The sequence below is a fragment of the Rhodopseudomonas sp. RCAM05734 genome (genome assembly GCF_052658035.1).
On the sequence record NZ_CP199742.1, the window covers coordinates 452,501 to 466,169 of the forward strand.

Consider the following 13,669-nt stretch of genomic DNA (forward strand, 5'->3'; position numbering starts at 1 on the left):
CAAAGGGCTGCCCAGCGTATCCCGGCTTGCACCAGGAACGTCACAAGCACGCCCCAGCGTGTGTTCGTCCGCGAAGAAAGAGAAACGAAGACGGCGGTGTCCCGCCAATGCAGCCTAACGATCCGAAAACCGTTGGCCACTGATGTTTCAAAAGAGGATCGATAGTGCAAGCACTGAAGATCCATCCTTAGAAAGGAGGTGATCCAGCCGCAGGTTCCCCTACGGCTACCTTGTTACGACTTCACCCCAGTCGCTGACCCTACCGTGGTCAGCTGCCCCCTTGCGGTTAGCGCACTGCCTTCAGGTAGAACCAACTCCCATGGTGTGACGGGCGGTGTGTACAAGGCCCGGGAACGTATTCACCGTGGCATGCTGATCCACGATTACTAGCGATTCCAACTTCATGGGCTCGAGTTGCAGAGCCCAATCCGAACTGAGACGGCTTTTTGAGATTTGCGAGGGGTTGCCCCTTAGCGTCCCATTGTCACCGCCATTGTAGCACGTGTGTAGCCCAGCCCGTAAGGGCCATGAGGACTTGACGTCATCCCCACCTTCCTCGCGGCTTATCACCGGCAGTCTCCCTAGAGTGCTCAACTAAATGGTAGCAACTAAGGACGGGGGTTGCGCTCGTTGCGGGACTTAACCCAACATCTCACGACACGAGCTGACGACAGCCATGCAGCACCTGTGCTCCAGGCTCCGAAGAGAAGGTCACATCTCTGCGACCGGTCCTGGACATGTCAAGGGCTGGTAAGGTTCTGCGCGTTGCGTCGAATTAAACCACATGCTCCACCGCTTGTGCGGGCCCCCGTCAATTCCTTTGAGTTTTAATCTTGCGACCGTACTCCCCAGGCGGAATGCTTAAAGCGTTAGCTGCGCCACTAGTGAGTAAACCCACTAACGGCTGGCATTCATCGTTTACGGCGTGGACTACCAGGGTATCTAATCCTGTTTGCTCCCCACGCTTTCGTGCCTCAGCGTCAGTAATGGGCCAGTGAGCCGCCTTCGCCACTGGTGTTCTTGCGAATATCTACGAATTTCACCTCTACACTCGCAGTTCCACTCACCTCTCCCATACTCAAGACTTCCAGTATCAAAGGCAGTTCTGGAGTTGAGCTCCAGGATTTCACCTCTGACTTAGAAACCCGCCTACGCACCCTTTACGCCCAGTGATTCCGAGCAACGCTAGCCCCCTTCGTATTACCGCGGCTGCTGGCACGAAGTTAGCCGGGGCTTATTCTTGCGGTACCGTCATTATCTTCCCGCACAAAAGAGCTTTACAACCCTAGGGCCTTCATCACTCACGCGGCATGGCTGGATCAGGCTTGCGCCCATTGTCCAATATTCCCCACTGCTGCCTCCCGTAGGAGTTTGGGCCGTGTCTCAGTCCCAATGTGGCTGATCATCCTCTCAGACCAGCTACTGATCGTCGCCTTGGTGCGCTTTTACCACACCAACTAGCTAATCAGACGCGGGCCAATCTCTCGGCGATAAATCTTTCCCCGTAAGGGCTTATCCGGTATTAGCACAAGTTTCCCTGTGTTGTTCCGAACCAAGAGGTATGTTCCCACGCGTTACTCACCCGTCTGCCACTGACATATTGCTATGCCCGTTCGACTTGCATGTGTTAAGCCTGCCGCCAGCGTTCGCTCTGAGCCAGGATCAAACTCTCAAGTTGGACTTGAACTTTGAACCGGCTGATCACATCGTATTGACGAGGTCCCACCATACTTGGTCAATCAAACCGAAGCCTGACCAACCTGCCGTCCGCGCTTCACAGCGCAAACAACGATGGTGTAACCTTTGTATCAAAACGTGTACCGCCGAAGTCTTTCGTCCGGCCTCAATCCAAAATCACCAGCTTGCGCCGAATGACTAGAGATCAAGACCCGCAAGGACTCCGCCGTCCACGTTTCTCTTTCTTCATCTAAACTTGTCAAACAACCCGATGTCGCAAAACATCGCCCTCCCCTAAGGGAGAAAATTCGTCAGGCACTTCTACTTAAAGAAGACCGGCTACTCATCCGACGACAAATCAACCGACACCTATCGGCTGCTAAGTCACTCACCTTGATGAGAGCATCAGAGACACGGAAGCTTGCCTGGACCCGTGGGCCCCGGCGCCGCCGCGCTCAGTGGCCGGTTTATAGGCCCTCCAACTCGGATCTGTCAACGCCAATCGTCAGGAAAATGTCATCTCCCGCGCGCGCCAAAAAGCTGAGGTATTACAGGGGCTAGCCATCTATCAGCCACAATGCTGCGGCGTTCTGGCGGGAAGTTGTTCGGAAAAAATTCGGTCGCCGGGTCAGGCGATCTGGATTTCATGGAACGAAAGCGACCGTCGCAACTTGGCGGCTGCTTTTGTCCCCCCGAACAAGATGCAGCAAGCGGCTTTGCGGCATTGACGTCTTGCACCGGGGCCAGCATTTTGGCGCACGCTGTTAGGATGCGGTGACGTTTGCGATGTCGATGCGACGCGGCCGGGGGAAATCCCGTCGTATTGTGGTGATGAACGTTCGGGGGATTTCGGTTTGAATTACGCGACGTCACGCGGCGGCAACTATGGACGCGAGTCTGGGGTCATCGATCTCGGACACGAGCCGCCGCTTTCCGTCGATGGCTCCGAAGCCGCGGTGATCGATCGCCGCCGTGTTTCGGTCCAGTGGTTCAGCGGCACGATTCTCACGGGTCTTTGCGGCGCAGCTCTCATCGGCGGCGCCGTTTTCGCATCGCTCGACGGCGAGATGACATTTGCCAAGGTGCCCGAACGCGTCGAAGGCGCGCTGCGCGGCGCCTTCAGCGCCAACGACAAGATGGCCAGCCTGCACAAGAGCGACCGCCTGCCGCCGCCAAGCGAATCTTCCGCCGCGCGCCAGGTGGTCCGCGTCTCCACCGTGACCCGCGTCGGCAATCGCGACGTGATGCGCGTGCGGCCGTTCATCCGGATCTCCGGCAACCTGTCGATGGCAACCAGCGATCTCAGTGCGAAGGTGCCGCCCTTCAATGCCCAGCGCATGCTGACCGACGTCGGCATCACCGCGCCCGCCGCCACCGAAGACGCCCAGAACCCCGACGCCATCGAACCCGACGCCGAAGTATCCTTCGTCACCCGCGATCTCGCGCCGGTGTTGCCGAAGGCCAAGATCGCCGCCTCGGTGGCGATCGACGAAGTCCTGATGCGGGTCCGCGACGCTTCGAACTGGCGCGGCAATTCAGGCGTCCGCTACACGCTGGCCAGCGCCACCGGCGAGGTCGGCCGCCAGCCCGACATGAAGATGTCCTACGCCGCCGAGGGCACCACGTCGGATCCCTATGCCGGCTTCGAGACCCGCGTGGTCCCGGAAAACGTCACCCAGCTTCCGAAAACCAAGGACCAGGCGACCGGCGGCAATCCCAGCGGCGAACGCATTCATGTGGTCAAGAAGGGCGACTCGGTCGCCACCATCCTGCGCGACCAGGGCGCCTCGCCGGAAGAGATCAAGGCCATCACCTACACGCTCGGCGCGCGCGGTCGCGACGGCGGATTGAAGGAAGGCCAGAAACTGCGGATCCTGATGGCGCCGTCGGCGCCCGGCCAGCGGCTGCAGCCCTACCGCGTGATCGTCGCCAACGACTCCACCATCGAAGCGGTCGCCGCTTTGTCCGACCTCGGCAAATACGTCGCGGTCGACGTTTCCAGCATGAACACCGTGGCCGACGCGCCCGCCGCCGAGAGCGACGACGACGAGGATGACGGCACCGGCGTGCGGCTCTACCAGAGCATTTACGAGACCGCGCTGCGCAACAAGGTGCCGGCCACCGTCATCGAGGACATGATCAAGATCTACTCCTACGACGTCGACTTCCAGCGCAAGGTGCAGCCCGGCGACTCGTTCGACGTGTTCTTCGCCGGCGAGGACGAAGGCGCCACCATCACCGAAAAGACCGAGGTGCTGTTCGCCTCGCTCACGGTGGGCGGCGAGACCAAAAAATACTACCGCTTCCAGACCCCCGACGATTCGATCGTCGATTACTATGACGAGACCGGGAAGAGCGCGAAGAAGTTCCTGGTGCGCAAGCCCGTCAACAACGCCATCATGCGCTCCGGCTTCGGCAGCCGCCGCCATCCCATCCTCGGCTATGTGAAGATGCATACCGGCGTCGACTGGGCGACGCCCTATGGCACCCCGATCTTCGCCTCCGGCAACGGCGTGATCGAGGTCGCCGGCTGGGAAGGCGGCTACGGCAAGTTCATCAAGATCAAGCACAACAACGGCTACGAGACCGCCTACGGCCACATGTCGGCCTTCGCCAAGGGCATGGAGCCCGGCAAGCGGGTCCGCCAGGGCCAGGTGATTGGCTTCGTCGGCTCCACCGGCGCATCCACCGGCGCCCATGTGCATTACGAAATCCTGGTCAACGGCCGCTTCGTCGACCCGATGCGCGTGAAACTGCCGCGCGGCCGCTCGCTGGAGGGCCCGCTGATGGCCAGCTTCGAGAAGGTGCGCGACGGGCTGGACGTGCAGATGAACATGCGCGGCAACGGCGCGCGGGTCTCCGACGCCGCCCTGCCCAGCTCACCGGTGCGGCAGGTCAGCAACCGGTAGGTTCCCGCTTCGCTTCGCCCCATCGGGGAGAGGTAAAGGCGGGCAACCGCGGGCTCCCGATACCCCGTGGAATGCGGCATCGGGTCAATCAGATCTTAGGAGATTTTTGGCAGTTTCGGCGGCAGCCGCGCGTCAGCGTATGGTCACGGTTCACGTGAGGACAGCGCCTTGCCGACATCATTTGCGGCTCAACGCCGCTACTGCATCGCCATCTTCGTGCTGGCCGCGGCGACGCTGTCGTACCAGGTGCTGATCACCCGCTTCTTCAGCGTGATGCTGTACTACCACTTCGCCTTCGCGGCGATTTCCTTCGCCATGCTCGGGCTGACCCGCGGCGCCATCGCGGTCTACGGCGATGCGGCGCGCTATGCGCCGGAGCGGGTCGCGCAGGAATTCGCGCGCCACGCGGCGTATTTCGCCATCTCAAGCGTCGCCGCCATGACCGTGTTTCTCTGCGTGCCGCTGGCGGTGCCCGAGCCCTACGTCGCCGTGGCGCTGACCGTCATCACCTTCGCCTTCGTCATCCCGTTCACCGAAAGCGGCGTCTGCATCACGCTGCTGCTGACCCGCCTGCCCTATGCCGGCGGCTGGCTCTATGCGGCCGACCTGTCGGGCGCCGCGCTGGGCTGCCTCGGCCTGATCTTCGTGCTGCTGCTGATCGACCCGGTCAGCGCCACGTTCTGGATCGGCGCCTTTGCCGCCGCCGCCGGCTGGATGGTGACGCGGCACAGCGGCGACCGCAAAAGCCTGCGCCTGAGCGGCGCAGTGGCGCTGACGCTGGCGGCCATTGCCACGCTGCATACCGGGCTCGCCATCTCCGGCAAGAGCCATCTCGGCGTATTCTGGGCCAAGGGCGCCGAACAGACCGGCACCCTGTTTGAGCGCTGGAACACCTATTCCCGCGTCCGCGTCACGGCGATGGGCGAAAGCACGCCGCAGGGCTGGGGCTTCGCGCATCCCCCGCAGGCCAGGATCGACCAGAACCATCTCGACATCGACGCCGATGCCGCCACCGTCATCACGAAGTTCGACGGCGATCTCACCAAGCTGTCCTATCTGCAGGACGACGTCGTCAACGCTGCCTATCTGCTGCAGAAGCCGAACGACGTCGCCGTGGTCGGCGTCGGCGGCGGTCGCGACATTCTCTCGGGCCTGTATTTCGGCGCGAAGACCATCCGTGGCATCGAGATCAATCCGGCGATCTTCGAAGTGCTCACCGACAAGTTCGCCGACTTTTCCGGTCATCTCGACCGCCAGCCCGGCGTCAAGCTCGTCAATGCCGAAGCGCGCAGCTACATCAACCATTCGCCGGAACGCTTCGACCTGGTACAGATCTCGCTGATCGACACCTGGGCGGCCACCGCCGCCGGCGGCCTGACGCTGACCGAAAACCGCCTCTACACAGTCGAGGCCTGGGGCAATTTCTACCGGGCGCTCAATCCCGGCGGGATGCTGTCGGTGTCGCGCTGGTACGATCCGAAAGACCACCGCAGCGAATTCTACCGCCTGGTGGCGATCGCCGCCGCCGCCCTGCAGAACAAGGGCGTGCCCGCCGCCGAACTGGCGCAGCACGTGGTGGCGCTGAACGTCGACAACATCGTCACGGTGATCAGCCGGCCCGACGCCTTCACCGCCGCGCAGTGGGAGGCCGCCAAGAGCCGCGTGCTGGCGCAGGGTTTCAAGATCCTGCTAGGACCCGACGTGTCGTTCGACGGCGTCACCACGACGCTGATGTCCGGCAAGGCCGACGCCGCCTGGTTCAACGCGCGAGCAGAGAACATCGCACCATCCACCGACGACAGCCCGTTCTTCTTCTACACCGCCCGGCTCGGCACTTTCTTCGCCAAACCGTCGCGGGCGCTGACCAATAACAATTCTGCGGTCAGCATCACCCTGTCGCTGGTGCTGGTGGCGGGGCTCGCCTGCATCTATTACATCGTCATTCCCTTCACCCGCCTCGCGCGGGCCATGCCGCTGGCGACGCTGACGCCGCCGGTGATCTATTTCAGCGGTATCGGCATGGGCTTCATGCTGATCGAAATCTCGCAGATGCAGCGGCTGATGGTGTTCCTCGGCCATCCCGTCTACGGGCTCGGCGTGGTGCTGGTCTCGATCCTGATCTTCAGCGGGCTCGGCAGCATCACCGTGGGCGCACGGCCGCCCAGGCCCGGCGCCGTGGTCGCCCGCATCGTTGCACTGCTGGCCATGCTTGTGATGGCCGGGCTGCTGACGCCCGTGGTGACCGGCTGGGCACGCACCGAGGCCACGGACATGCGTATCCTGATCTCGGTGCTGCTGCTGGCGCCGCCGGCGTTCTTCATGGGCATGATGTTCCCGCTGGGCCTGAGCATCTGGCGCCGCCACGACAGACTGCTGCCGTTCTTCTGGAGCGCCAACGGCATCACCTCGATGCTGGCCTCGGCGCTCGGCGTCGCTCTGTCCATCGAGTTCGGCATCGCGCGGACCTTCGGGCTCGGCGTATGCTTTTATGTGCTTTGCGCGGTGATGATGATGGTGGGCTGGCAGGCGGTGGCAGCACGCACGGACACGCGGGAGCCGGGCGCAGGCGTACCGGCGGTACCCGCGCCGAAGGCGATGTAGGGCACACTGGCCTTTTCACGTCGTCCCCGTCCAAGCAGGGACGATACCGAGCTAAGCTCGCGCCGCCTGTGCATGCCGCACGCAGGCCGACGCCAGCAGCAGCGTCGGATCGAGCAGGGCCACCATGCGGCCTCCGGTCTCAAAACTTTCGGTCTGCGGAAACAGCAGCGGCAGCTCGGTGCAGCCAAGCACGACGACAGCGGCGCCGCGCTCGGCCAGGTGCGCGATGGCGGCGCGCAGGTCGTCGCGACAGCGCCCCTCGGTAAAACCCGCCTTGACGCCGCTGGCGCCATAGATCGCTTCCATCACCAGCGTCTGGTGCGCCGCGTCCGGCAGCATGATCGCGACGCCAGCGCGCCTGGCGGCCACTGCATAGACCCCGCTTTCCACCGTGCCCGACGTCGCCAGCAGCCCGACAACTTGGCCGGCATAGCGGCTGGCAATCTGCGCCATGGTTTCATCAAGCATGTCCAGCACCGGAATCCGCAAGTGCGCCTGCATGCGCTCGACGAAGGCGTGCGCCGTGTTGCAGGGAATGGCGATCAGGTCGGCCTCGGCAGCTTCGAGCTTCTTGCAGGTGGCGAACAGCGCGATGGTCGGATCGGTGCCCTGGTGCAGCAGATGCTCGGTGCGATCGGGGATCTGCGGATTCTGCTCGACGATCATCTTGATATGATCCTGGTCGCGCCGCGCCTCGGTCAGCTTGACCACCTTCTCCATGAAATCCACCGTCGCCAGCGGCCCGACGCCGCCGACCACGCCGATCTTGAAAGCCTTGCGTGGGCGCAGCACCGGCTGACTCAGCGCATAGTCGGCATAGCACTGGTTGGCATTGAAGATCGGAATCGACAGCGAGACCGACAGCGCCGCATGGACCAGCGACAATTCGGTGAAGCCGGGCAGGATGATATCGCAGCCCTGCCCCGCCAGGCCTTCGCAGATGTCGCGCAGCCGGCCGAGCAGCGCCGGCGCATCCGTCCCCGACCGGATGCCGCCGGCCGCATAGACGATGTCCATCAGCGCGCGCTGGGCGTCGGCATCGGGATAGACCAGTGCATGGCTGTCGCCAAACGTCCGGCCGAACAGATCCTTGTCGCGGACGTAGTCGGAAGCCAGCACGCCGATGCGCCGCGCCTGCGGAAAGGCGGTCGTCACCTTCGCCTGCAAGGCGGCCATCAGGCTGACGATAGGCGTGCTGATATTGGGCTCGATCTCGTGCAGGAAGGTATGGCTGACAAAACAGGGCAGCAGGATCGCATCGGTCCCGCGCAGTTCGAGCCGGCGGATCAGGCTGAACGCATGCAGCTTGCGGCCGGTCGGATCGTATTGGCTGTCGCTGCGCAGCCGGTCGCCGGGGAAACTCTGCTGCTCGAACACGATGGCATAGCGCTCGTGATCGGTGGCGGTGACGCGGATCAGCCGCTGCAGCAGATCCGCCCCGGCCAGCGCGCCCAGGCCGCCGACCACGCCGAAGGCAAAACGGTTGTCGATCATGCGGGGCTTTCAAGGCTGTTGTCGCGATCTTTTACGGGAAGCCGAGACAGGGTGCAAAGGGCGCCGACGCCAATGGCAACGCCTCTGCCGCCTGCTGGCGCTTCAGGCATCGATCACGGATTGATCGGCGGTCGGACCGTGCATCGGGAGCGCTGCGCGCCCTCACCCGGATTGCCCCGGCGAGGCGTCGCATCCACGCAGCAATCCACCTCTCCCCGACGGGGAGAGGTGGATGAACATGGCCGTCCCGGTCCTCAGTTCAGTTTGCGCTTCGGGATCGGCGCTTCGAACTGCGCGATCTCGGCGGTCTGCGGCACGCGTCCGTTGAAGGTCAGCACGTTGCCTTCCGACGAGATGGCCACGGTGTCGCCGTCCTTGATGTCGCCGGCGAGGATCATCTCGGCCAGAGGATCCTGCACGAAGCGCTGGATCACCCGCTTCAGCGGACGCGCCCCGTAAGCCGGATCCCAGCCCTTCTCGGCCAGCCAGTCGCGCGCCGCAGGATCGAGCGCGAGCGCGATCTTGCGGTCCTCCAGCAGCTTTTGGAGGCGCGAGAACTGGATCTCGACGATGCGGCCCATTTCGCTCTTCTGCAGCCGGTGGAACAGGATGATCTCATCGACGCGGTTGAGGAATTCGGGCCGGAAATGGGCGCGGACATTGCCCATCACCAGCTCGCGCACCATCGAGGTGTCCTCGCCCTCCGGCTGATTGACCAGGAGTTCGGACCCGAGGTTCGAGGTCATGATGATCAGCGTATTGCGGAAGTCCACGGTGCGGCCCTGACCGTCGGTCAGACGGCCGTCGTCGAGCACCTGGAGCAGCACGTTGAACACGTCCGGATGCGCTTTCTCGATCTCGTCGAACAGCACGACCTGATAGGGCCGCCGCCGCACGGCTTCGGTAAGCGCGCCGCCCTCGTCATAGCCGACATAGCCCGGAGGCGCGCCGATCAGCCGGGAGACCGAGTGCTTCTCCATGTATTCGGACATGTCGAGACGGACCATCGCGGTGTCGTCGTCGAACAGGTATGACGCCAGCGCCTTGGTCAGCTCGGTCTTGCCGACGCCGGTGGGGCCGAGGAACATGAACGAGCCCATCGGCCGGTTCGGATCCTGCAATCCCGCCCGCGAGCGGCGCACCGCGGTGGCCACCGCATGCACGGCTTCGGCCTGCCCGACCACGCGGTCAGCCAGACTCTCTTCCATGCGCAGCAGCTTGTCCTTCTCGCCTTCGAGCATCTTGTCGACCGGCACGCCGGTCCAGCGCGAGACCACCTGCGCGATGTGGTTGGCGGTGACCGCCTCTTCCATCATCTCGCCGTGGTTCTCGTGCGCCTCGATGTCCGCCAGCTTCTTTTCCAGCTCGGGAATCCGGCCATAGGCCAGCTCGCCGGCGCGCTGATATTCGCCGCGGCGCTGGGCTTCGGCGAGATCGTTGCGCAGCGCTTCCAGCTCGCTCTTGAGCTTCTGGGCGTTGGACAGCTTGTTCTTCTCGGCCGACCAGCGCTGGGTCAGCGCCGCCGACTTCTCCTCGAGTTCGGCAAGCTCCTTGGACAGCGTCTCCAGCCGGCTCTTGGAGCCCTGATCGGTCTCCTTGCGCAGCGCCTCCTGCTCGATCTTGAGCCGGATGATCTCGCGGTCCATGGAATCCAGTTCTTCCGGCTTGGAATCCACCTGCATCTTCAGCCGCGCCGAAGCCTCGTCCATCAGGTCGATGGCCTTGTCCGGCAGGAAGCGATCGGTGATGTAGCGGTTGGACAGTGTGACGGCGGCCACCAAGGCGGAATCCGTGATGCGGACGCCGTGGTGCTGCTCGTACTTGTCCTTCAAGCCGCGCAGGATCGAAACGGTGTCCTCGACGGTGGGCTCAGCCACGAAGATCGGCTGGAACCGGCGTGCCAGCGCGGCGTCCTTTTCCACATGCTTGCGATATTCGTCGAGCGTGGTGGCGCCGATGCAATGCAGCTCGCCGCGCGCCAATGCGGGCTTCAGCAGGTTCGACGCGTCCATAGCGCCGTCGCCCTTGCCGGCGCCGATCAGCTGATGCATCTCGTCGATGAACAGGATGATGCCGCCTTCGGCCGAGGTCACTTCCTGCAGCACGGCCTTCAGCCGCTCCTCGAACTCGCCGCGATACTTCGCGCCGGCAATGAGCGCGCCGAGATCGAGCGACAGCAGCTTCTTGTCCTTGATGCTGTCAGGCACGTCGCCGTTGAGGATGCGCAGCGCCAGGCCCTCGACGATGGCGGTCTTGCCGACGCCGGGCTCGCCGATCAGCACCGGATTGTTCTTGGTGCGGCGGGACAGAACCTGGATGGTGCGGCGGATTTCCTCGTCGCGGCCGATCACCGGATCGAGCTTGCCGTCGCGCGCCGCCTGGGTCAGGTCGCGGGCGTATTTCTTCAGCGCATCATAGGCGTTTTCCGCCGTGGCGGAATCCGCGGTGCGGCCCTTGCGCAGGGCATTGATCGCAGCGTTGAGGTTTTGCGGAGTGACGCCGCCCTTGGCGAGCAGACTGCCGGCCTCGGAATCCTTGTCCAGCGCCAGTGCCAGCAGCAGCCGCTCCACGGTGACAAAGCTGTCGCCGGCCTTTTCTGCGGCCTGTTCGGCGGCTTCGAAAGCGCGCGCGGTAGCCGGCGCCAGATAGACCTGACCGGCACCGCCGCCCGACACTTTGGGCATCTTCTTCAGTTCGGCTTCGGTGGCCTGCAGGATGGCGCGCGAATTGCCGCCGGCGCGATCGATCAGGCCGCCGGCCAGACCCTCGCTGTCGTCGAGCAGCACCTTCAGAATATGCAGCGGCGAGAATTGCTGATGGCCCTCGCGCACGGCCAAGGATTGCGCCGACTGGATGAAGCCGCGCACGCGTTCGGTGTATTTTTCAATATTCATGGTTGGGATGTCCCTCGGCCTGCCGGTTCGCCCCGAAAGCACGATACCGCCATCTTCACTGGGTTTCCACGGGCTGCATTGATATCGCTCAACAGCCGCGGTCGTCGCCGGCATCGCGCCGGCTTGACGCAAATGTGGGCAGTCGGTTCCCGGAACGGAAGAGGTCGCCTCACAATTTCGTCAGCGGTGGCGGAGCCGGCGAGAATCCCCTAAAAATCTCCGATGATTGAAAAGCCCGTTGCCAGCGTCGCCAGCCTGTATCGCTATCCCGTCAAGGGTCTGACCCCGGAACGCCTCGCCGGGGTGGCACTGTCCCCCGGCCAGCCACTGCCCTCAGACCGGCGCTACGCCATCGAGAACGGCCCCAGCGGCTTCGATCCGGCGGCGCCGCAGTATTTCCCGAAGATCAAGTTCCTGATGCTGATGCGCAACGAGCGGCTGGCGGCCCTGCGCAGCCACTACGACGAGGCCAGCCACACCCTGACGATCCACCGCGACGGCGCCGAGATCGTGCGCGGCGACCTGGAGACATCGGAAGGCCGGGCGGCGATCGAGCAGTACTTCGCCGCCAACTTTGCCGACGAGTTGCGCGGGCCGCCAAAAATCCTGTTCGCGGCCGGGCACAGCTTTTCCGACGTGGCCAAGAAGGTGGTGTCAATCATCAACCTCGCCAGCGTCAAAGCGTTGGAAAACGAGATCGGCCAGCCAGTGCATCCGCTGCGGTTTCGCGGCAACGTCTATGTAACGGGCTGGCCGGCCTGGCACGAGTTCGACCTGATGGATCAGGTGATCGCGATCGGCGATGCCCGCTTGAAGATCGTCAAGCGCATCGTCCGCTGCGCCGCGACCAATGTCGATCCCGACACCGCGGCGCGCGATCTCAACATTCCCGCGACGCTGATGCAGACCTACGGCCATGCCGATCTCGGTGTCTATGCCGAGGTGATTGCCGGCGGCAGCATTGCCGAAGGCGATGCGATATCTGTCGAAGCGCCGCAGCCGCTGTAGTCCGCTCAGTAGTCCGCTCAGTCGTAGGGTGGGCAAAGGCGCTCTTGCGCCGTGCCCACCATCTCGCGAGATGGTGGGCACGTCATCGTGCGCTTGCGCGCACGCTGACTTTGCCCACCCTACGCATTCGACTAACTCAGCTCGTCGGCATCACATAGGCGTAGATGCGACCGCGCGAATAGACGGACTCCGCGACGCGGCGGCCGTGATTTCCGGAGACGATGATCGGATTGCCGTTGGGATCGATGCCGCTGACGACGCCGACATGGCCGCCGCGACGGCCGCGCGACATCACTGCGATGGCGCCGACCTGCGGGCCGGAAATGCGCTGGCCGTAGCTCGAGAACGAACGCGCCATGTCGGAGCCGGTGCCCTGATGGCCGGAGCGCTGCAGCACCATGTTCATGAAGCGCGCGCACCACAGGCGGCTGCGGCCGGTGGGATTGCTGCCGATGTAGCGCCGCGCCTCGGCGACCACGTTGGACGAGCTGAAGCCGCTGCCGGCGAACGATTCCGCGGCGCTGTCAGCGCTCTGCAGAGTCGCATGGCGAGCAGAGACGCGCATGTGACGGCGGCCGTGATGACGGGAACTGTGATTGTAGGTCTTGTGATGGGAATGGGCATGATGCCCGCTGTGACGTGGCCGTGCCGAAGCCGGTGTTGCGAGCGCGACAATGACGACCGAACAAAAGGCGAGAGTGACGAAGCGAAGCGCCCAACGAAACGCAGTGAACTGAACCATACCAAATTTTTTCCTTGTGAACCCAGACCCCGATGCTGATCGCCAAACGAGCGGTCGATAGCGGGGGGTGGGGTAAAGGAATTTGATGTGGCCATAAAAAGACGCGGCTGAAATTCGCGTCGCGTCTCGCGCCGCATTGCGGCCACGAGAATTAATCTCTGTTAAGACAGTCGCGGCCAAATAGCGTTAAATTGCGATTAACGCAGACGTCACGCAACATTCATACGCGTTGGGATTTCGATTATCATTCTGTTACGACAGGAATGCAGACGTGGCCTGCAAATAGGGGACCCACGAATCTGCAATCTCGCCGGACTGACGTACCGTTCCGAATGGACGCGACG

6 protein-coding genes and 1 rRNA gene are annotated in these 13,669 nt (G+C 63.3%); 3 read left to right on the forward strand and 4 right to left on the reverse strand.

Annotated elements, in window-relative coordinates; translation table 11 throughout:
- Positions 1 to 191 precede the first annotated feature (191 nt).
- Positions 192 to 1,678: ribosomal RNA gene (locus ACUXVA_RS02340) — 16S ribosomal RNA — on the reverse strand.
- Positions 1,679 to 2,531: 853 nt separating this feature from the next.
- Here ACUXVA_RS02340 and ACUXVA_RS02345 point away from each other — a divergent pair.
- Together ACUXVA_RS02345 and ACUXVA_RS02350 are read left to right on the forward strand one after the other, a co-directional pair.
- Positions 2,532 to 4,586, forward strand: a complete 2,055-nt coding sequence (locus ACUXVA_RS02345; RefSeq protein WP_265081757.1) for a LysM peptidoglycan-binding domain-containing M23 family metallopeptidase — start codon at positions 2,532 to 2,534, stop codon at positions 4,584 to 4,586.
- Between the two features lie 168 nt (positions 4,587 to 4,754).
- Positions 4,755 to 7,187, forward strand: coding sequence for a hypothetical protein (locus tag ACUXVA_RS02350; protein ID WP_445490655.1), 2,433 nt, complete (start codon positions 4,755 to 4,757; stop codon positions 7,185 to 7,187).
- 51 nt (positions 7,188 to 7,238) lie between these two features.
- On the opposite strand, the gene ACUXVA_RS02355 is transcribed toward ACUXVA_RS02350, so the two are convergent.
- On the reverse strand, positions 7,239 to 8,681 hold the full coding sequence (locus tag ACUXVA_RS02355; RefSeq protein ID WP_445490657.1) for an aspartate/glutamate racemase family protein: 1,443 nt from the start codon (positions 8,679 to 8,681) through the stop codon (positions 7,239 to 7,241).
- 254 nt (positions 8,682 to 8,935) lie between these two features.
- Positions 8,936 to 11,575 carry an ATP-dependent chaperone ClpB gene (gene clpB, locus ACUXVA_RS02360; protein ID WP_265081754.1) on the reverse strand — a complete coding sequence of 880 codons (2,640 nt, stop codon included), beginning with the start codon at positions 11,573 to 11,575 and terminating at the stop codon, positions 8,936 to 8,938.
- A gap of 222 nt (positions 11,576 to 11,797) precedes the next feature.
- Here clpB and ACUXVA_RS02365 point away from each other — a divergent pair, with 222 nt between their 5' ends.
- Positions 11,798 to 12,583, forward strand: coding sequence for an MOSC domain-containing protein (locus ACUXVA_RS02365; protein WP_445490660.1), 786 nt, complete (start codon positions 11,798 to 11,800; stop codon positions 12,581 to 12,583).
- Positions 12,584 to 12,719: 136 nt separating this feature from the next.
- Here the strand turns inward: ACUXVA_RS02365 and ACUXVA_RS02370 are convergent, their stop codons facing one another.
- Positions 12,720 to 13,325 (reverse strand): TIGR02594 family protein, encoded by a 606-nt coding sequence (locus ACUXVA_RS02370; RefSeq protein ID WP_265081752.1) that lies wholly within the window; start codon positions 13,323 to 13,325, stop codon positions 12,720 to 12,722.
- Positions 13,326 to 13,669 lie beyond the last annotated feature (344 nt).

Bases quoted from the DNA above. Each gene is read 5' to 3' on its own strand.
- clpB (WP_265081754.1), bottom strand. From the start codon at position 11,575: ATGAATATTGAAAAATACACCGAACGCGTGCGCGGCTTCATCCAGTCG.
- ACUXVA_RS02365 (WP_445490660.1), top strand. From the start codon at position 11,798: ATGATTGAAAAGCCCGTTGCCAGCGTCGCCAGCCTGTATCGCTATCCC.
- ACUXVA_RS02355 (WP_445490657.1), bottom strand. From the start codon at position 8,681: ATGATCGACAACCGTTTTGCCTTCGGCGTGGTCGGCGGCCTGGGCGCG.
- ACUXVA_RS02370 (WP_265081752.1), bottom strand. From the start codon at position 13,325: ATGGTTCAGTTCACTGCGTTTCGTTGGGCGCTTCGCTTCGTCACTCTC.